Origin of the sequence: Verminephrobacter aporrectodeae subsp. tuberculatae (assembly GCF_026127385.1) — a bacterium.
GTDB classification, from domain to species: domain Bacteria; phylum Pseudomonadota; class Gammaproteobacteria; order Burkholderiales; family Burkholderiaceae_C; genus Acidovorax; species Acidovorax aporrectodeae.
This window is the reverse complement of record NZ_QZCX01000003.1, coordinates 1,260,088-1,277,998: the sequence shown is the minus strand read 5'-3', so window position 1 is coordinate 1,277,998 and position 17,911 is coordinate 1,260,088. Positions and strand designations below refer to the sequence as shown.

The 17,911-nt window shown below is 64.9% G+C and carries 16 protein-coding genes; 9 read left to right on the top strand and 7 right to left on the bottom strand.

Annotated features, from left to right (window positions below; all coding sequences use genetic code 11):
• Window positions 1-21 precede the first annotated feature (21 nt).
• From D5041_RS20780 to D5041_RS20760, 5 genes are all read left to right on the top strand, one after another.
• Window positions 22-1,335 (top strand): M48 family metallopeptidase, encoded by a 1,314-nt coding sequence (locus D5041_RS20780; RefSeq protein ID WP_265285651.1) that lies wholly within the window; start codon window positions 22-24, stop codon window positions 1,333-1,335.
• Window positions 1,332-1,667, top strand: coding sequence for a 4a-hydroxytetrahydrobiopterin dehydratase (locus tag D5041_RS20775; protein ID WP_265285650.1), 336 nt, complete (start codon window positions 1,332-1,334; stop codon window positions 1,665-1,667). Before D5041_RS20780 ends, D5041_RS20775 begins: the two co-directional genes overlap by 4 nt.
• Window positions 1,668-1,684: 17 nt before the next feature.
• Window positions 1,685-2,632, top strand: coding sequence for a ribosome small subunit-dependent GTPase A (gene rsgA / locus D5041_RS20770; protein ID WP_010104701.1), 948 nt, complete (start codon window positions 1,685-1,687; stop codon window positions 2,630-2,632).
• 202 nt (window positions 2,633-2,834) lie between these two features.
• The gene (locus D5041_RS20765) at window positions 2,835-4,922 is read left to right on the top strand and encodes a RecQ family ATP-dependent DNA helicase (RefSeq protein WP_265285649.1); all 2,088 of its coding nucleotides are present in this window, start codon (window positions 2,835-2,837) and stop codon (window positions 4,920-4,922) included.
• A complete protein-coding gene (locus tag D5041_RS20760) occupies window positions 4,919-6,241 on the top strand; it encodes a DNA-processing protein DprA (protein ID WP_265259270.1) in 1,323 nt (440 codons plus the stop codon). The genes D5041_RS20765 and D5041_RS20760 overlap by 4 nt, the downstream gene beginning before the upstream one ends.
• A 70-nt stretch (window positions 6,242-6,311) precedes the next feature.
• Here the strand turns inward: D5041_RS20760 and murB are convergent, their stop codons facing one another.
• Window positions 6,312-7,388 carry a UDP-N-acetylmuramate dehydrogenase gene (murB, locus tag D5041_RS20755; RefSeq protein WP_010104704.1) on the bottom strand — a complete coding sequence of 359 codons (1,077 nt, stop codon included), beginning with the start codon at window positions 7,386-7,388 and terminating at the stop codon, window positions 6,312-6,314.
• 91 nt (window positions 7,389-7,479) lie between these two features.
• On the opposite strand from murB, the gene D5041_RS20750 reads away from it, so the two are divergent.
• Genes D5041_RS20750 through D5041_RS20740 form a run of 3 tightly spaced genes read left to right on the top strand, consistent with a single transcriptional unit; the run spans window position 7,480 to window position 9,703 of the window.
• Window positions 7,480-7,965: a YajQ family cyclic di-GMP-binding protein gene (locus D5041_RS20750; RefSeq protein WP_010104706.1), complete on the top strand. Its 486-nt coding sequence runs from the start codon at window positions 7,480-7,482 to the stop codon at window positions 7,963-7,965.
• A gap of 11 nt (window positions 7,966-7,976) precedes the next feature.
• The gene (locus D5041_RS20745; RefSeq protein ID WP_265285648.1) at window positions 7,977-8,630 is read left to right on the top strand and encodes a retropepsin-like aspartic protease family protein; all 654 of its coding nucleotides are present in this window, start codon (window positions 7,977-7,979) and stop codon (window positions 8,628-8,630) included.
• Between the two features lie 8 nt (window positions 8,631-8,638).
• Window positions 8,639-9,703, top strand: coding sequence for an HD-GYP domain-containing protein (locus D5041_RS20740; protein ID WP_265259267.1), 1,065 nt, complete (start codon window positions 8,639-8,641; stop codon window positions 9,701-9,703).
• On the opposite strand, the gene plsY is transcribed toward D5041_RS20740, so the two are convergent.
• Window positions 9,700-10,353: a glycerol-3-phosphate 1-O-acyltransferase PlsY gene (plsY, locus tag D5041_RS20735; RefSeq protein ID WP_010104710.1), complete on the bottom strand. Its 654-nt coding sequence runs from the start codon at window positions 10,351-10,353 to the stop codon at window positions 9,700-9,702. The two genes, D5041_RS20740 and plsY, sit on opposite strands and share 4 nt — an antisense overlap.
• 165 nt (window positions 10,354-10,518) lie before the next feature.
• On the opposite strand from plsY, the gene D5041_RS20730 reads away from it, so the two are divergent.
• A complete protein-coding gene (locus D5041_RS20730) occupies window positions 10,519-11,973 on the top strand; it encodes a M20 family metallopeptidase (protein WP_265285647.1) in 1,455 nt (484 codons plus the stop codon).
• 17 nt (window positions 11,974-11,990) lie between these two features.
• Here the strand turns inward: D5041_RS20730 and tnpC are convergent, their stop codons facing one another.
• The 5 genes from tnpC to D5041_RS20705 all read right to left on the bottom strand — a co-directional run bounded on the left by tnpC (window position 11,991) and on the right by D5041_RS20705 (window position 17,908).
• Complete coding sequence (gene tnpC / locus D5041_RS20725) at window positions 11,991-13,412, bottom strand: IS66 family transposase (protein WP_265282023.1); 1,422 nt, start codon at window positions 13,410-13,412, stop codon at window positions 11,991-11,993.
• A 265-nt stretch (window positions 13,413-13,677) separates the two neighbouring features.
• The gene (locus D5041_RS20720; protein WP_265285646.1) at window positions 13,678-14,154 is read right to left on the bottom strand and encodes a Mov34/MPN/PAD-1 family protein; all 477 of its coding nucleotides are present in this window, start codon (window positions 14,152-14,154) and stop codon (window positions 13,678-13,680) included.
• On the bottom strand, window positions 14,142-15,635 hold the full coding sequence (locus D5041_RS20715) for a ThiF family adenylyltransferase (RefSeq protein WP_265285645.1): 1,494 nt from the start codon (window positions 15,633-15,635) through the stop codon (window positions 14,142-14,144). The genes D5041_RS20720 and D5041_RS20715 overlap by 13 nt, the downstream gene beginning before the upstream one ends.
• A 135-nt stretch (window positions 15,636-15,770) precedes the next feature.
• The gene (locus D5041_RS20710) at window positions 15,771-16,913 is read right to left on the bottom strand and encodes a CBASS cGAMP synthase (RefSeq protein ID WP_265282776.1); all 1,143 of its coding nucleotides are present in this window, start codon (window positions 16,911-16,913) and stop codon (window positions 15,771-15,773) included.
• Entirely contained in the window at window positions 16,907-17,908 is a 1,002-nt protein-coding gene (locus tag D5041_RS20705) for a CBASS cGAMP-activated phospholipase (protein WP_265282777.1), read from the bottom strand. The genes D5041_RS20710 and D5041_RS20705 overlap by 7 nt, the downstream gene beginning before the upstream one ends.
• Window positions 17,909-17,911: the final 3 nt, after the last annotated feature.

Below are 17,911 nucleotides of genomic sequence, written 5' to 3'. Positions count from 1 at the left end.
GATGGCCTAAACTCGCCGCCTATGTCCCCCCCGCCCCCGGAAGACTTCTCCCCCGCCACGCTGCTGACGCTGGTCTTTGCCGCCGCGCTGGTGCTCGGTCTGGCGCTCAAATTCTGGCTGGCAACGCGCCAGGTGCGGCATGTGGCGCGCCACCGCGCCGTGGTTCCCGCCCCGTTTGCCAAGCGCATGGCGCTGGCTGCGCACCAGAAGGCAGCGGACTACACCCTCGCCAAGGTGCGCCTGGGAATGCTGGACATGGTGGTGGGCAGCGCCGTGCTGCTGGGCTGGACCTTGCTGGGCGGCCTGGACGCGCTGAACCAGGCCCTGCGCGCCACGCTGGGCGGCGGAATGCAGCAGCAACTGGCGTTGCTCGTGGCCTTTGCTGCGATCGGCGGCCTCATCGACCTGCCGTTGTCGCTGTACCAGACCTTCGTGGTCGAAGAGCGCTTTGGTTTCAACAAGATGACGCTGCGCCTGTGGCTCGCGGACGCGCTCAAGGGCCTGCTGCTCGCCGCGCTCATCGGCCTGCCCGTCGCGGCGCTGATCCTGTGGCTCATGGGCGCTGCGGGCCGGCTGTGGTGGCTCTGGGCCTGGGGTTTGTGGATGGGCTTGAACCTGTTGCTGATGTGGCTCTACCCGACCTTCATCGCCCCGCTGTTCAATACCTTCCAGCGCCTCGAAGACGCAGCGCTCGAGGCCCGCGTGAGCGCGCTGATGCAGCGCTGCGGTTTTTCGGTCAAGGGCCTGTTCGTGATGGATGGCAGCCGCCGCAGCGCCCATGCGAACGCCTACTTCACGGGCTTGGGCGCCGCCAAGCGCGTGGTGTTCTACGACACGCTGCTGCGCCAGTTGGCGCCGGGCGAGGTGGAGGCGGTGCTGGCGCATGAACTCGGGCACTTCCGGCACCGCCACGTCATCCGGCGCAGCGCGACCCTGTTCGCGCTGAGCCTGGCGGGCTTTGCGCTCCTGGGCTGGCTGTCCACCCGGGCGTGGTTTTACGCGGGCCTGGGCGTGCAGCCGAATGTCCCGCTGGACCCGGCGCTGGCCGCAGCGCCGAACGACGCACTGGCCCTGCTGCTGTTCGTGCTCGCGGCGCCGGTGTTCGTGTTCTTCGTCGCGCCGCTGTTCTCGCAGCAGTCGCGCCGCCATGAATTCCAGGCCGACGCGTACGCCGTGGCGCAGGCCAGCGGCGCCGACCTGGCCTCGGCGCTGCTCAGGCTCTACGAAGACAACGCCTCCACGCTGACCCCGGACCCGGTGTACGCGAAGTTCTACTACTCGCATCCGCCCGCCGCCGAAAGGCTGGCGCGCATGCCTGCCCCGGCCCATCCATGACCAGCATGCTGAAGAAGAAAGACCGGGCGGCGCACGCGCGCCGTGCGCTGACGGCGGCCGAAGTCGTCGCCCACTTGGCCCGGCTCGAGGGCTGGGGCCTGAGCGGCGATGGAGCGCGTGTGGCCATCGAGAAGAGCTACCACTTCGCCAACTACTACGAAACCATCTCGTTCGTGAACGCCCTGGCCTTCATTGCCAACGCGCAGGACCACCACCCCGACCTGGCGGTGCACTACAACCGCTGCGTGGTCCGCCTGAACACGCACGACGTGAAAGGCATCTCCTCGACCGATTTCGAGTGCGCCGCCCGGTTCGACGCCCTCGTTGCGTGAACGCATGGCCGCACACCATGGCTGAGCGCAGCGCCCTCATGGAAGGCACCGTGGTGGCCAGCCATGGGCGCCACTGCATGGTGGAAACCCCCGACGGCGAGCGCCGCATCTGCCACCCGCGCGGCAAGAAAAGCCAGGCCGTCGTCGGCGACCACGTGCTGTGGCTGCCTTCCCCGCCCGGTCAGGGCGAGGAAGGCAGCATCGAAAAAGTTCTGCAGCGCAACAACCTCTTCTACCGGCAGGACGAGGTGCGCACCAAATCGTTTGCGGCCAACCTTGACCAGGTGCTGATCCTGATTGCCGCCGAACCGGTGTTTTCAGAAAGCCAGCTCGCCCGCGCCCTGATCGCCGCGGAAGCCGAGGGCATCGCGCCGCTGATTGCGCTCAACAAGAGCGATCTGGTCGAACCCTTCGCCCGTGCGTGGGAGCGGCTCGTGCCTTACCGCCGCATGGGCTGCGGCAAGCGCTACGGCGTGCTGCCGCTTTCGTTGGAGTGCCCCAGCGACCTGGACCGCGCCCTGCTGCTCGAGCACCTGCAGGGCAAGACCACGCTGGTGCTGGGTCCCTCCGGATCGGGCAAGAGCACCTTGATCAATCTGCTGGTTCCGGGCGCCGCAGCGCCCACCGGCGAAATATCCCAGGCGCTGAATTCCGGCCGGCACACCACCACCAGCACCCACTGGTACTGGATGGACGCATTGCGCACCAGCGCGCTCATCGACTCGCCGGGTTTCCAGGAGTTTGGCCTGCAGCACATCGCACCCATGCAGTTGGCGGCCTGCATGCCCGACATCGCCGAACACGCCGGCGGCTGCAAGTTCTACAACTGCACGCACCTGCACGAGCCCGGTTGCGGCGTGCTGGACGCCGTCAAGAAGCCGACTGGCGAAGGGGAAGAAATAAGCGCCAGTCGCTACAAGATTTATAGTGACCTGTTCGATGAACTGAGCCATGCGCGCTACTGACCCTCTGCCCAGTGGGCGCGATCGGGTTGCAACGCGCCAGGCCGCGGATGCTGCGCAAGGGGAGCGTGGACTGCCCGCTTGAACACACAGCCTGCGCGGCCCTGGGTTCAGGCGGTGGCTGAAGAACCCGTGTGCACCCTGCGGCGTCAAGAACGAACGCCGGGCTACCGCGCCCCCGACAAGAACCCAGGTGATCCATGACATGACCTACGACCCACAACGCGCTCTGGAGTTGCTGCGGATCGGCTCGGGCCGCGCCGACGCCAGCTTCCGCGAAGGCCAGGAAGATGCGATTCGCCGCATCGTCGATGGACGTGCTCGCCTGCTGGTCGTTCAAAAGACGGGCTGGGGCAAGAGCTTCGTCTACTTCATCGCGACGAAACTGCTGCGCGACGGTGGCAATGGCCCTGCGCTGCTGATTTCGCCACTGTTGGCGCTGATGCGCAACCAGATCGCCGCAGCACAGCGCATGGGCGTTCGCGCTGCCGCGATCCACTCCGACAACAAGGGCGACTGGCCCCAAGTCGAGGCCAAGCTGGCCCGTGGCGAGATCGACATCCTTCTGATTTCCCCCGAACGCCTGGCGAACGAGCACTTTCGCACGCAGGTGCTTGCCGGCATCGCCGCGCAGATTTCGCTGCTGGTCATCGACGAGGCGCATTGCATCTCCGACTGGGGCCACGACTTCCGCCCCCACTATCGGTTGCTGGAACGCATGGTGAAAACGCTGCCGCCCAACCTGCGACTCCTCGCCACCACAGCGACGGCGAACCAGCGCGTGATGGATGACCTGGTCGCCGTGCTCGGTCCAAACCTGGACGTCTCGCGCGGCGACCTGAATCGGACATCCCTTTTCCTGCAAACCATCCGCCTGCGCAGCCAGGCAGAGCGCCTTGTCTGGCTGGCAGAGCAACTCGCCACGCTGCAAGGCCACGGCATCATTTACACGCTGACGGTGCGCGACGCCAACCAGGTCGCCGACTGGCTCAAGACCCGGGGCTTCCACGTCGAGGCCTACACGGGCGAAACGGGCGCGCGCCGGGAAGCGCTGGAGCAGGCTCTTCTCAGCAACGGGGTCAAGGCGCTGGTCGCAACGACGGCCTTGGGCATGGGCTACGACAAGCCCGATCTGGCCTTCGTCATCCATTACCAAATGCCAGGCTCCGTCGTCGCGTACTACCAGCAGGTCGGCCGGGCCGGGCGCGCGCTGGACTCTGCCTACGGTGTGCTGCTCAGCGGGCAGGAAGAGTCGGACATCACCGATTGGTTCATCCGCAGCGCCTTCCCGACCCGCCAGGAGGTCGCCGACGTCTTGGGTGCACTGGAGGAGGAAGAAAACGGCCTGTCCGTCCTCGAACTGCTCGGGCGCGTGAATCTGAGCCGGGGGCGCGTCGACAAGACGATCGCGCTGCTCTCCCTCGAAGCGCCTGCGCCCATTGCCAAACAGGGCCGCAAGTGGCAGCTCACGGCAGCCCCACTGAGCGAGGGGTTCTGGGAACGCGCCAAACGACTCACGGACTTGCGGCGCGAAGAACACCGGCAGATGCAGGATTACGTCAGCCTGCCCTTTGGGGAGCACATGGGCTTCCTGATGGGCGCACTCGACGGTGATCGACGTGTTGTCACGCAGCCTGCGCTTGCCCCGCTGCCAACCACGGTGGATGCGACCTTGGTTCGGGACGCCATCGCGTTTCTGCGGCGTACCAGCCTGCCCATCGAACCCCGCAAGAGGTGGCCGGTTGGGGGAATGCCCCGGTACGGCGTCAAGGGACGCATTGCTGCAGACCACCTGGCGCAGCCCGGAAGGGCCCTGTGCGTATGGGGAGACGCCGGTTGGGGCGGCCTGATCCGGCAAGGCAAGTACGACGACGGCCAATTTTCCGATGACCTGGTGGGGGCGTGCGTGGAAATGGTGCGCGCATGGAAGCCCCAGCCTGAACCGACCTGGGTGACCTGCGTTCCATCGCTGCGCCATCCCGATCTGGTCCCGCATTTTGCGCGGCGCCTGGCGGCGGCTCTGGGTCTGCCATTGCATAGGATCATTGCGAAAACTGACGCCAGACCCGAACAGAAAACGATGGCAAACAGTACGCAACAGGCGCGCAATATCGACGGCTCGCTCGCACTCAACGGCGAGCCGGTGCCCGATGGGCCGGTGCTCCTGGTGGACGACATGGTGGACTCCCGTTGGACGCTGACCGTGGCCGCATGGCTGCTGCGCGAGGGCGCAAGCGGTGTCGTCTGGCCCGTGGCACTCGCGCAAACGGGCCCAACGGAGCCAGACGAATGACCCCCACCCTGTCCCCCAACGCCCGGGCGATCCTGCTGCTGACGGCGCCGTTGATCGCTGGACGGGGCGCTTCGTCATCGGAACTCCTCTCGCCCGGTGAATACAAGCGCCTTGCCCGCCACCTGCGGGAGATGCAGCGCCAGCCTGCAGACCTCGTGTCGCCAGATGCGGCCGACCTTCTGCGCGCCTGCCAGCCCGTGATTGACGAAGCCCGGCTGCAGCGCTTGCTCGGGCGTGGCTTCCTGCTGAGCCAAGCCATCGAGCGCTGGCAAGCGCGCGCCATCTGGGTGGTCAGCCGTGCTGACGCCGAGTACCCCCGCCGCTTGAAGGCGCGCCTGCGCGAAGACGCCCCGGCAGTGATCTACGGTTGCGGCGACATGGGTTTGCTGGAGTCGGGGGGCCTCGCCGTCGTGGGGTCCCGCGATGTGGACGATGCGTTGATCGACTACACGATGGCTGTTGGCCGGTTGGCGGCCCGGGCCGGACGAACGCTCGTGTCGGGTGGCGCCAAGGGCACCGACCAGGCAGCGATGCACGCTGCGCTCGAGGCGGGCGGCAAGGTCAGTGGCGTCCTCGCGGACAGCCTGGAAAAGACGAGCATGAACCGCGTGCAGCGCAACCTGCTGCTCGATGGCCAACTGGTGCTGATTTCGCCCTACGACCCGAGCGCCGGGTTCAACGTCGGCAACGCCATGCAGCGCAACAAGCTGATCCATGCGCTGGCCGATGCGTCCCTGGTCGTCAGTTCCGATCTCGGCAAGGGCGGAACCTGGGCCGGTGCCATCGAGCAACTCGACAAGCTCAAATTCGTCCCCGTGTACGTGCGCTCCACGGGCGAGTCGTCTGCCGGTCTCGACGCCCTGCGCGGCAAGGGGGCGATCCTCTGGCCGAATCCGCAAGACGCGGACGCGTTGGAAAGGGTGTTCGGTGTCGCTGCGCCCGTTGCATCAGGCCTTGCACTGCTTTCCGGAGACCGGCCCTCGGAAGCCGCGCCAATAGCCGCGCCAATACTGCCAGAGGTTGCGCAGCCACCACCGGCGGCACAAGCACCGGGCGAGTCCGTTGCGCTGGCACCAGAACCCAGGCCATCGGTGGCAAAGACGGCATCAACACCTGCAGACACGTTGTTTGCGACGGTCCGGGAAGTGATCCCGCCGCTTCTGCAGGCCCCGATGAAGGACGCCGAGGTCGCCGCTGCGCTGAGCGTGTCCACCGCGCAGGCCAAGGCATGGCTACAGCGCCTCGTCGGCGAGGGCGTGATCGAGAAGCGCAAGAAGCCAGCGGGCTACGTCGTCAAGCAGTCCAGCCTGTTCGAGTGATCCATGTGGTCCTGCTGGTGGGCGCGAGCCGTGGAGGCAAGACCCATCTGCTGCGCGCGCTGGGCTCGGACTACACGACCACCGGCTCCGGCTCCAGCCGAATGCCGAAGCGTTCGTACACGCTGGACTGTATGGCCTTGGCGAGGGTCATGACCTCGCCGCCCGTCACGCTGTCGCCGCAGCGTCCCCGGTTTACCAGCACCAGGGCCTGCTTCTCGTAGACGCCCGCTTTGCCGATCGATTTGCCTCTCCAGCCGCAGGCGTCGATCAGCCAGCCGGCTGCCAGCTTGACGTTGCCGTCGGGCATGGGGTAGTGCACGATCCCGGGGTCGCGCGCGATGATGTCCGCGCACTGGTCGGGCGATACCGTGGGGTTTTTGAAGAAGCTGCCGGCGTTGCCGAGCACCGCCGGGTCGGGCAGCTTGGCGCGGCGGATGGCGCAGACCCAGTCGAAGATCTGCTGGGCGCCGGGGTGCTCGACCCCGGTCTCGGCGCGGCGCCGCTCCAGGTCCAGATAGCCCAGTTCGGGCTTCCAGGGCCTGGGCAGCCGCAGGCGCACATGGGTGATCGCGGCCCGGCCCGCGAGCCCCATGCCGCGCGGCAGGCCCCCTGTGGTCCGGGCGTTCGGGGGGGCGGCGTGCCGGAAGACCGAATCCCGGTAGCCAAAGCCGCATTGCGCCGCGTCCAGCGTGAAAGTCCGGCCCGTGGCGAGGTCAACGGCGTCCAGCGATTCGAAGCGCTCCTGCAGTTCCACGCCGTAGGCGCCAAGGTTCTGCACCGGTGCGGCGCCCACGGTGCCCGGGATCAGCGCCAGGTTCTCCAGCCCCGCAAAGCCCTGCGCCAATGTCCAGGTGACACAGCCGTGCCAGGTCTCGCCGGCGCCGGCTTGCACGATCCAGGCCCTGGGGGTTTCTTCCAGCAGGCGCAGGCCCTTGATCTCCATTTTCAGCACCACCGGCTTTACGTCGCCGGTGAGGATGACGTTGCTGCCACCGCCGAGCACGAATTTCGGCGCGGCTGCCAGTTCGGGGTCGGCCAGCATGGCCTGCACGTCGGCCACGCCGTGCACCCGCACCACGGTCTGCGCGCGCGCGGCGATGCCAAAGCTGTTCCAAGGCTGCAAAGAGACGTTTTTCTCGACTAACATCGGCCCGATTCTCGCACCGGGTTCTTGGGTCCCTCCAGGTTTCCTGTCTGCCCCCTGCGAGTTGTTCCCGTCCCTGCGATCGAGATTCACCATGCCCTCTTTTGACACTGTTTGCGAAGCCAACCTGGTCGAGGTAAAGAATGCCGTCGAGAACACCGCCAAGGAAATTGCCACCCGTTTCGACTTCAAGGGCACTTCGGCGAGCATAGAGATCCGGGAGCGGGAGATCACGCTGATCGGCGACGCCGACTTCCAACTCACCCAGATCGAGGACGTGCTGCGCAACAAGCTCACCAAGCGCGGCGTGGACGTGCGCTTTCTGGACCTGGGCGATGTCCAGAAGGTGGGCGGCGACAAGGTGAAACGCGTCGTCAAGGTGCGCAACGGCATCGAGAGCGAGTTGGCCAAAAAAATCCAGAAGCTGCTCAAGGAGAGCAAGCTCAAAGTCCAGGGCGCGATCCAGGAAGAAAAACTGCGCGTGAGCGGCGCCAAGCGCGACGATCTGCAGGCCGCCATGGCGCTGATCCGCAAGGATGTGGCCGACGTGCCGCTGTCGTTCGATAATTTTCGTGATTGAAATATCCCCCCATGACAAAACTCCGGCGCCTGCTGCCGGCTGCCCTGGCAGCTTGGTGCGCGCTCTGGCTGCTGCCGGCGCAGGCGCAGTCGGTCGCCCTCGCGGGCCTGCTCGGCAGCAAGGTCCTGCTGGTGGTGGACGCGAACCCGCCGCGTGCCATGGGCGTGGGGGACGAATACCTGGGGGTGAAGGTGATTGCCGTCACCCGGGAGGGAGCGATCGTCGAAACCCATGGCACGCGGAGCACCTTGCAGTTCGGCGAAGTGCCGGTGAGCGTCGGCAAGCGCGGCGGCAGCGGCAAGCGCATCACGCTCGTGGCCGATGGCCGCGGGCATTTCATGAACAGTGGAAGCATCAATGGGCAGGCGATGCAATTCATGGTGGATACCGGGGCAACCACCGTCTCCATCGGACGCCCGGACGCGGACCGCATGGGTCTGAAATACCAAGGCGGCCAGTCCGTGGGGGTGAGCACCGCGAATGGCGTGGGGCAGGGCTGGCGCATGCGGCTCGATTCGGTGCGCATCGGTGATGTCGAGGTGTTCGGCATCGATGCCATCATCACCGCAGAACCCATGCCCTATGTGTTGCTGGGAAACAGCTTTCTGAACGAGTTTCACATGTCCCGCATCAACGAGCTGATGGTGCTGGAAAAACGCAACTGAGGTCCGCAATGTCCGCAATGCCCGCCCGTCCCGGTTCTCCTCCAAGCCCGTCCCCGCAGGACGAGTACGAGGACCTGCTGAGCCTGTGGTCCGACCTGGAGTCGGCGCTGTCGGTGTTGCTCGCGCAGCCGCTGCGGGTGCAGGACTTCCCGTTGAAGCTGCGGCAGTTCGACGCTTGGCTGCAGGACCTGGTCGAGCACGACATCGACGCCGCGCTGTACCTGATGTTCCAGTTGGCGTCCACGTCCACCGTCGGCTACAGCGCCTCGCACGCGCTGGTCTGCGGCACCCTGTGCCACATCATGGCGCACGAGCTGCAGATTTCCCCCGGCGAGCGCGACAGCCTGGTGTACGCCGCGCTCACCATGAACATCGGCATGACCGACCTGCAGAACGAGCTGGCGCAGCAGCGCGAGCGCCCGAGCACGGCGCAGCGGGAGGCGATCGAGGGCCATCCGGACGCGAGCCGGGCGCTGCTCGAACGGCTGCACATCAGCGACGCGCTGTGGCTGAACGTCGTGGGACAGCACCACGCCAGTGTCGCCGACCGGGTGGCGCTGGCCCGGCAGAAACCCGAAGACCGCCTGACCCGCATCCTGGGGACCATCGACCGCTACGCGGCCATGATCAGCCCGCGCAAGTCGCGCCCCGGGCGCAGCGTCACCGACTCGGTGCGCGCCATCGCAGGGCAGGATGTCGATCCGCGCGACGAGGTGAGCCATACCCTGGTGCACTCCATCGGGCTCTGCCCTCCGGGGACCTTCGTCAAGCTGGACAACGGCGATACGGCGATCGTTCTGCGCCGCAGCGATACGACCAACCACCCGCTGGTCGCCAGCCTGCTGGACAGCAGCGGGACCCACTATGGCGAGCCCAGCCTGTACCAGACCGAGGACGGGAAACCGCGCATCCAGTCCGCGCTGGCACGCTCCGCCGTGGACCTGGAACTCGACCACCGCACCATGGTGCGCCTGGGCCTGTACGCGGCCCGCAACAGCGCCGGGCTGCGCGGGCTGATCACGGTGCCCGGCTCGCTCTGGCGGCGCGGCCGGTTTGACGCGCCGCGGCCCTAACCGGAGCGGTGCTCCCCCGGTTCCGGCTTTCTGCTGCCCAGCCGGGATTCCCGGCCTTCGATCATCCGCCGGATGTTCGGCGCGTGGCGCCAAGCGAGCAGCAGGGCCATGGCCCCGATGGCAGCGGCGATCGGCTCCTGAGCCTGCCACACCACGCCATCGACCAGCAGGTAGTACACCGGGGCAAACGCTGCGGCAACGAGCGAGGCCAGCGACGAGTAACGAAAGAAGACCGCGATCACGATCCATGTGGCGGCGCTGGCCAGGCCGAGCCAGACGTTGATTCCCAAAAGCACGCCCAGCGCGGTGGCCACGCCCTTGCCGCCCTCGAAACGGAAGAACACGGGCCACAGATGCCCCAGGAACGCCGCGATGGCGACCAGGGCCACCGTGCCGTCGTGCAGACCATGCGGGGCGCCAAACCACAGCACCAGGGCCACGGGCAGCCAGCCTTTCACGGTGTCGAACAGCAGCGTCACGATGGCCGCGGCCCGGCTGCCGGAACGCAGCACGTTCGTCGCGCCGGGGTTCTTGCTGCCATAGGTGCGCGGATCGCTCAGGCCCATGGCGCGCGTCACGATGACGGCGAACGACAGCGAGCCCAGCAGGTACGCGGCCACGGCGGCAAGAAGGGGATACAAGACGGTCAAGACAACTCCTCGGGGTGCGTGCAGCGACCTATTTTGCCAGCGTGCAAGGCCCGGGCCAGAGGCAGCCAAAGGCAAAGATCTGTCTGGTGCGTGATTGACTGGCCCGGCCATTGTGGGCAGCATCCGACCCCTTGTGCGGTCCTGTCGTGGAGTCAAGCTGTGAGCATGAACCGAGAGCAATTGATCCAGAGCGTGCAGTGTTATTTCGACGACGGCCGCTTTGCCGCGGACCTGCGCCGGCGCGTGGCCTGGCGCACCGAAAGCGACACCGGGCAGAGCCTGCCCGCGCTGCGCGGCTATCTGTGCGACGAGATCGTCCCCTGGCTGCAACCCCTGGGGTTCGACTGCGAGGTGCTGGACAACCCCGAACCCCCGGGCGGTCCCCTGCTGCTGGCGCGGCGCGTGGAAGACCCGGGCCTGCCCACCCTGCTGAGCTACGGGCATGGCGACGTGGTCAGCGGGCAGGACAGCGCCTGGCGCGCGGGACTGTCCCCCTGGGAACTGACGATCGAAGGCGAGCGCTGGTACGGCCGCGGCACGGCGGACAACAAGGGCCAGCACAGCATCAGCCTCGCGGCCCTGGCGCACACGCTGGCGGCGCGCCAGGGCCGTCTGGGCTACAACGTCACGCTGCTCATGGAAATGGGCGAGGAAGCCGGCTCCCCCGGCTTGGCCGCGTTCTGCACGCAGCACCGCGCTGCGCTGCGCGCCGATCTCCTGGTGGCCTGCGACGGCCCGCGCGTGCACGCCGAGCGCCCCACGCTCTTTCTGGGCGCGCGCGGCGTCATGAATTTCTCGCTCACCGTGCGCTGCCGCGACAAGGCCTACCACTCGGGCAACTGGGGCGGCGTGCTGGCCAACCCCGCGACCGTGCTGGTGCACGCGCTGAGCACGCTGGTCGATGCCAAGGGGCGCATCCTGGTGCAGTGCCTGCTGCCCCCTGCCATGCCGGAGAAGCTGCGCACGGCGTTGCAGGACATCGCCATCGGCACCGGCGCCGACGACCCGGTGCTCACGCCCGGCTGGGGCGAGCCGGGGCTCACAGCGGCGCAGCGGCTGGTGGGCTGGAATACGCTGGAACTGCTGGCACTGGGCGCGGGCTCGGCGCAGCGCCCGGTGAACGCCATTGCGCCGCACGCCGTGGCGCACTGCCAGTTGCGCTTCGTGGTCGGTACCGACTGGCACAACGCGCTGGCCGGCCTGCGCCAGCACCTGGACGCGCAGGGCTTCGGCGATGTCGCGATCACCCCGGCAATGGCCTATGGCGCCACACGGCTCGACCTGAACAACCCCTGGGTGGACTGGACCCTGGCCTCGATCCGGCGCAGCACGGGCCAGGTGCCCACGCTGCTGCCGAATCTCGCGGGCTCGCTGCCCAACGAGGTCTTTGCCGACATTCTGGGTCTGCCCACGCTGTGGCTGCCGCACTCGTATCCGGCCTGCGCCCAGCATGCTCCGAACGAGCACCTGCTGGCTCCGGTGGCCCGCGAGGGGCTGGCGATGATGGCGGGCCTGTTCTGGGACCTGGGCGAAGCGCCGGGCACACCCTGGGAGGAAGGCCGCCTGGACGGTGCCCGCGCGTCCGGGATGGCGCTGCCCTCCTGTGTTCCATGCCAATAAAGTCGTGGAGTGACTATTCAGCCGCTACCGACAAACTCCATAGGAGCACTATTGAACGCCACCCGTAATGCCTCAAGCATGCCAATCCCATGCTTGCGAGCAGTGTCCAGATAGGAGCGGATCGTGCAGAAGCTTTGCGCCCCGGCCAAGGTACGAAAGCAACCGGAGATTTTTTGCTTGACCTTGGGCATGCGGATGGCCCGCTCGGCCAAGTTGTTCGTGAAAGGCACCGACAGGTCACGCGCAAAGCGCAGCACCTCTTGCTCATGATCGCGCAGGCGTCGCAGCAAATTGAACGCATCCGACTGCTTGGCCCGTCCGCGTTTGCCCTGCTCCTTGACGCGCTGCGGGTTGAGCGCTTGCCCCTCATCCAACAGGGCACGGTAGCGTCTTATCCAACGCAGCACTTGGCGTGACGGCACCGCAGTGATTCCCTGTGTGCGAGCCCGTTCGCAGCCTCGATGCGCTGCCAGCAGCATGTCCATCATGCGTTGCGGCCAAGCTTGACCACTGCTCTGGGCCAAGAAGGTCAGCTCGCGCAGCAGGTGCGCATTGCACAACGCATGCACGCATTGGATCAACCAGTATGGCGCCCAGCAGTCATGCACCAGCACACCAACGTAGTCCTTCAGAACACCGAACGCATTGACTGCCTCGATGCCCCGCTTGGGATGTACGCCATACCAAGTGTGCGTCGGGGTGACGCTGGTGTGCAGCCACTGCAACTTGGCCTGTACGCGCAGACCCGATTCATCGACATGGACCACGGGCGATTGGCTCACCTGCTGCGCTATGGCTTGGACCGAGGGGCTGAGCAACGCGTCGGCCTCGCGCGTCCAGCCATGCAGCGTGCCCGGTGAGATGTCCAACTGGTACAGGTCAGCCATCAACTCGCTGGCGCGCGCATAGGGCAGCAGCTGACCTTGTGTGAAGTGCACTGCTACGGCACGTATGTTGGGGCCGTATTGCACATGCTCGGTCACCTTCTCGGGAAAGCGGCTCTCGTGCAATTTGCCGCACTGACAGACCAGGCTCAGCGTTCGGTACTCCGTGACCTCATGGCGGGGAACGGGGATATCGAGCACCTGACGGCGCTCCTGTACTTGCGCTTGGGCTACGGGCAATGCTGCGTGACAGACATCGCAATGCTCAGGCAGCTCTTGCTCGACGACGTGATCTACAACGGCCGCTTGGCGCAGCGTTTTGCCGGCATGACCGACTTGCCCGCCTGGGCGTTTGCCAGACTTGCGACGCAATGACTGCGTCTTCTTCAGACCATCAGACGATGGGGGTTTGCTTGAGTTGCGGCTGTTCTTGGACAGACGCGATTCCAACTCTTGGATCCGGGCGACCAACTCTTGGACCCGAACGACCAACTGTCCAATCAATGCATCCTTCTCCTCGTGGCTCAGCGTTGAAGTGTCGAAGGCTTTCAGCATGGGGCGAGTATCACCGATTCATGTTCGAGAGGCTGAACAGTCACGTCGTGGACACCATTCACTCGGGCGAAACCCGAATCTCATCACTCTTACTCGGCATCAAAGTCGTAGGCAACGGTACCCACCTCGGTACTTTCGAGCGCGCGATGCGCGTCAAAGTCGTAGACAACGCTAGGCAACGCAGTTGACATGGTTGAGGGCAGTCGGCAGCAAGAACTTCCCATAGCCCGGAAGCCCGAGGGCGGGACGCCGGGACGACAGCGTGCTATTCCACCGCGATGAGCACCGGACCACAGCCTGAACTTGGCACCAACTCGACATACAGGGACTTTCGCCCGACGATGACGGCGAGCACTGGCCGCTTGTCCCGACGCTGCACTGCCAGCCGGCTCCACTCAGATCTATCGAGCCCAGAAGGATGGGGATGGTCTTCAGGGTGGGTGTGCCATTCGCCCAAATAACGAACAGTTCCCTGACTCGCCGCCCAGCGAGATAGTGCGATGGCTTCGTGACCAAATGGCATTCGCTCGAACAAGTAGCGAAACCGCTTGTCCCATGCCGTGGGAACCGTCGCTTGCTCAATGAGCAGATGGGCCCCATGCACGGAACCGAGCAAGAGACCACCCGCTTCGCGGTCCGCATCACTGCTCTGAACATGCTGACGGAATGTCTCCAGCGTACCCGCCGCAAAATGCAGCAGCCTGCTTTTGTCGCTGGTTGCCCAGGAACTCAGGAATTGCATATGGGGCAGTCTCGATCTTGCAGGGGATCGCAATCGGGCGTAGCAAGCTGATGGGTCTGGTCGATCAGCCGGGTCCGCAACGCCGGAGAATGAACACCGTTGATCCAATCAAGGGCCATCTCGGCGCCTAAGCTGGCTGCCTGCACCGACACCGAAGCCGGAAAAGGCACGTATAAGCCCTCGCATCCATGGCCTGCCAAAATGGTAGGAAGAGGATCAAGGGTCGAGTGAAGTTCGCCGCTGCGGTGGCTGTGCCACAGACATCTGTAGCACGCACCAGATGCGTTCGTTCTCAGGAGAGCACGCACAGCCGTTCCCGGTCCTTCGATCCAGACAGAAAGCATTGGCGTGGGAGCCAGATAGCGGCCGCACAGCCAATGCCCCAGAGATTCTTCGCCAGTGGCATCGATGAGCAGGTCCAGTCGCCCCAACTGGGCATGCCTGACATCCACGGGGAGCGCATGTACCTCGGCACCTGGCGACAAGCGCTTGAGTTCCTTCGCCATGGCCTCGGCCTTGTTCGACAACAGGTCAGGGAATCCGAGGCGATGGCGTCCGATGTTCTGCGGAAGGAGACAGTCAAAATCCACTAGCGTGAGCTTCCCGCCGCATGTTCCCGCTCCGGCCTTGACCAGCATGTCCGAGAGGTATCCGCCGATCGTGCCGCAACCTACAAGTGCGATTCTTTTGCCCGCCAGCGTCTTCGACTTGGGAATGTTGCGCTGGGCCAGATACCGGTCATCGATCCGGATCATCGAGACCGGCATCACCTTCAGCCCATAGCTCAAATCTTTGCGATCAGCGAGCTTGGTTTTTTGAGCCAACGCTTGGCGGTCAAAGAGAACAGCGAAGCCATAGGTCATCAATGGCGATTCGATGACGATCAGTACGCCATTCACCTTTTTGCTTTCCCCTTCCTTGATCCGTTCGTGAATCTTGCGCCGACACCGAGGGTCCAGGGTGCTTTGCCAAGCCAAGACATCCCCTACTGTTTCAGGCGGCCAGTGGCTGGCCAGGGGTCGGGGTTGTGCGGTGGTCTTGACCCGGTAAGTCAGCACCGTTTTATCGGTGACCTGGTAGCCGAGCGAGTTCAGCTTCCTTCTTGTTCGATCTTCGTCGTCGGTGATGAACCACAACGGATTTCCGTTGGCTTGCGCGACGATGCAGTTCTGCCGGCCCAGATCTTCGCCTTGCATGTCCACGAAGCAAAGCCAACCGTTCCAGTAAGCAAAGAATTCTTCCGCGAGATCGTCGATCATCTCGCCCTTCAATACCTGCCCGAACACCGCAGCCGCGCGTTTCAGGCACGCCAAAGACTGCCCTACAGGGTCGTAGATGTCCAGAACGACCGTTCCCTTGGCGAGATAGCAAAGGCCACCATCCGCGCCAAAATGAGGAACCGCCTTGGGCAGTTCGGGGGGGAATGTCGAGCAGCCGAATGCGTGGCAGGTCGAAGAAGGTAGGGTCGAGCTGAACCTCACACGGACAGCCCCTGTCCGTGCCGGGTGGGGTCAACAGGCCCCGCAGCTTGAACCAGCCGTCATCCGTCTTGCCGACAAACTCGAAGCCCTGCTGCTTGAAGGCCTCGATAACGTCTGCCACTGCGGCGACGCTGCTCATCCGGCCTTCGTTCGTCCGACCAGCTCGCTCGGGCCAGCTGTGGCTGGCGCTGCAGCGATGGTGGCGGCAATGGATACCACCTTGACCCGATCCGGTTCATTCGGAAAGCGCGGGCCGAACTCGCCTTGCATCCAGATGCAGGCCTGTGAAGGGCTGCCGGCGTCGGTTGCGCCGCGCAGCACTTTCTCCAATTCTCCGAACGCCTTCGCCGCATCTTCGACGCCCTCTTTGCCGAGGCGTACCGTGAGCGACTCTGACACATCCACGGGGTTGTTCACCCCCGCACGCAGTCGAGCCGGCAATGCTGCGACGACGTCCAGCAGTGCCAGGTCGTCGCGCCGATCCCGCTTCTCGAACAGCAGTGCCGCAGCTGCCATCAACAGAATGGAGGCCGGTCCTCCGTTGGACCAACGCCAATCACGGAACGCCTTCAAGTAGCGAACCACTCGGCGGAACTGCTCGCCCTTGGCCTCCACTTGGCCTAGAAACCACTCTTTCACAGGCCTGGGGTCCGAAGACATCCAGTTGCATTCACGATGCGCCAGCAGAACCTTGTCAGCGGGCAATGCCGTCCAGGCATCCCGCTCTGCCATGTTCACCGCATCTGTCAACGAGTCGAATCCGTAACTCTCCATCGATGCCTTCGCGAGCGTGACGAATTCTTCGTCCGGGATCGCGTACAGCGGGATGTCGATGTGGGCATAGGCCGCAATGACGATCCGAATGCAAGTCGGCTTGTCGGTGACGAGCTTCCAGTGCTTCTCCTCGACCAACGGCTTCAAGGCTTCTTCCGCAGCGGCGAAGAACACCGTTGTTGCCCTGCTGGGGCGCTTCGTCTGAGAAACGAAGCTCAATGGGAGGTAGCAGCCATCATCGACATCTGCCTGTTGGGGGCGTTGTGCCGGAGCGTTCAACGTCTTGTATGCCCACGACCCTTGGGTGAAGAAGCGCGGCTGCGGCACGTCTTCTGTGTAACCACGCTCATTCAGCACGCGCGGGATGCCGGTGCGCAGGCAATTCCTGACATCATTGCGTGCGCTTGCAATCCAGGCACGCTGCTCAGGCGCCAGATCCAGCTCGTCATGCATACAGGATTCATCGTCGACGGTGGTGAAGAAAAGCGGACTCAGGTTCAGCATGCGGCCTCCGGAACATTCTTGTTGGGGCCGTGATAGAAGGTGGGTGCGCCGGCCTGGTGCGCTCGAAATGGTTGAAAAAGAGGATCGCCAAGCGCGCGCTGCGCTGCGTGGTTGCCGCGGTCCTTGAGCGTATTTGTGGCACCGATGGAAACCCGGTCCAGCGCCTTCACGTCCTTGCTTTGATCGGGCGTGGCCTTGTCGTCGATCTGGAAGTAGTTGGTCCCCAACGACTGCCGCAACATATAGTCCACCGACGATTCCTGGGCAGAGATCACCAGGTCGAAAAGCCCTCCGCGCCACTTGCCGAAGCCGCGGTCAAGGCTGGCGTCGCCGCGGACGGTTGCACCGATCGTCATCGTGCCGATAGACAGCACACGAACCAGTGCATTCTGTTTTGGCGCGAGGAACGTATTGACTTCGTGCAACCCGAACAGTCCCGGCGCGTTGCCGACCAATCCACCGTCAGCGAAGACTCCGCGGTCGTTGCGCGCCAGCGGAAAGTACACGGGTGCGGCAGCGGTCGCCAACGCCACATCGGCGATCTTCATGCGGTGGTCCATCTCAAAGGAGGGATGGTGAGGCGTCTTGAAGAACTGACCACGCCCCGTGGAGTAGTTGACGGCCGGAACGAGAACACGATGCTTCAAGCTGCCAATGGTGGCGTCCTTGAAGCGCTCGGCCAGCACGTCCTGCAACCCTGCGGAGTCATGCTTGGCGGTCAACCAGAATCCCAGAAGCCGCCTTGCAAGACTGCGGCAACCAAAGATGCGGCTGCCATGCTTTTCAAAAAGGGCCTTGAGTTCAATGGCCGGGATTTCCGCGGCCAGCCCCAAGGCCAGCATCCCGCCTGCGGAAGTGCCGCAGATCAGGTCGAAATGCGAAGCGATTGGGCGGCCCAGCACGGCTTCAAGCTCGGCAAGAACCGTCGCTGTGTACAGGCCGCGATAGCCGCCCCCAGACAGGGCGAGCACATGATAAGTGGGAACGCCCGTCATGGC

Coding starts and splice junctions, on each gene's coding strand:
- D5041_RS20765 (WP_265285649.1), top strand. CDS start 2,835: ATGACCTACGACCCACAACGCGCTCTGGAGTTGCTGCGGATCGGCTCG.
- D5041_RS20750 (WP_010104706.1), top strand. CDS start 7,480: ATGCCCTCTTTTGACACTGTTTGCGAAGCCAACCTGGTCGAGGTAAAG.
- D5041_RS20760 (WP_265259270.1), top strand. CDS start 4,919: ATGACCCCCACCCTGTCCCCCAACGCCCGGGCGATCCTGCTGCTGACG.
- murB (WP_010104704.1), bottom strand. CDS start 7,388: ATGTTAGTCGAGAAAAACGTCTCTTTGCAGCCTTGGAACAGCTTTGGC.
- rsgA (WP_010104701.1), top strand. CDS start 1,685: ATGGCTGAGCGCAGCGCCCTCATGGAAGGCACCGTGGTGGCCAGCCAT.
- D5041_RS20780 (WP_265285651.1), top strand. CDS start 22: ATGTCCCCCCCGCCCCCGGAAGACTTCTCCCCCGCCACGCTGCTGACG.
- D5041_RS20710 (WP_265282776.1), bottom strand. CDS start 16,913: ATGCTGAACCTGAGTCCGCTTTTCTTCACCACCGTCGACGATGAATCC.
- D5041_RS20705 (WP_265282777.1), bottom strand. CDS start 17,908: ATGACGGGCGTTCCCACTTATCATGTGCTCGCCCTGTCTGGGGGCGGC.
- D5041_RS20720 (WP_265285646.1), bottom strand. CDS start 14,154: ATGCAATTCCTGAGTTCCTGGGCAACCAGCGACAAAAGCAGGCTGCTG.
- tnpC (WP_265282023.1), bottom strand. CDS start 13,412: ATGCTGAAAGCCTTCGACACTTCAACGCTGAGCCACGAGGAGAAGGAT.
- D5041_RS20730 (WP_265285647.1), top strand. CDS start 10,519: ATGAACCGAGAGCAATTGATCCAGAGCGTGCAGTGTTATTTCGACGAC.
- D5041_RS20740 (WP_265259267.1), top strand. CDS start 8,639: ATGTCCGCAATGCCCGCCCGTCCCGGTTCTCCTCCAAGCCCGTCCCCG.
- D5041_RS20775 (WP_265285650.1), top strand. CDS start 1,332: ATGACCAGCATGCTGAAGAAGAAAGACCGGGCGGCGCACGCGCGCCGT.
- D5041_RS20745 (WP_265285648.1), top strand. CDS start 7,977: ATGACAAAACTCCGGCGCCTGCTGCCGGCTGCCCTGGCAGCTTGGTGC.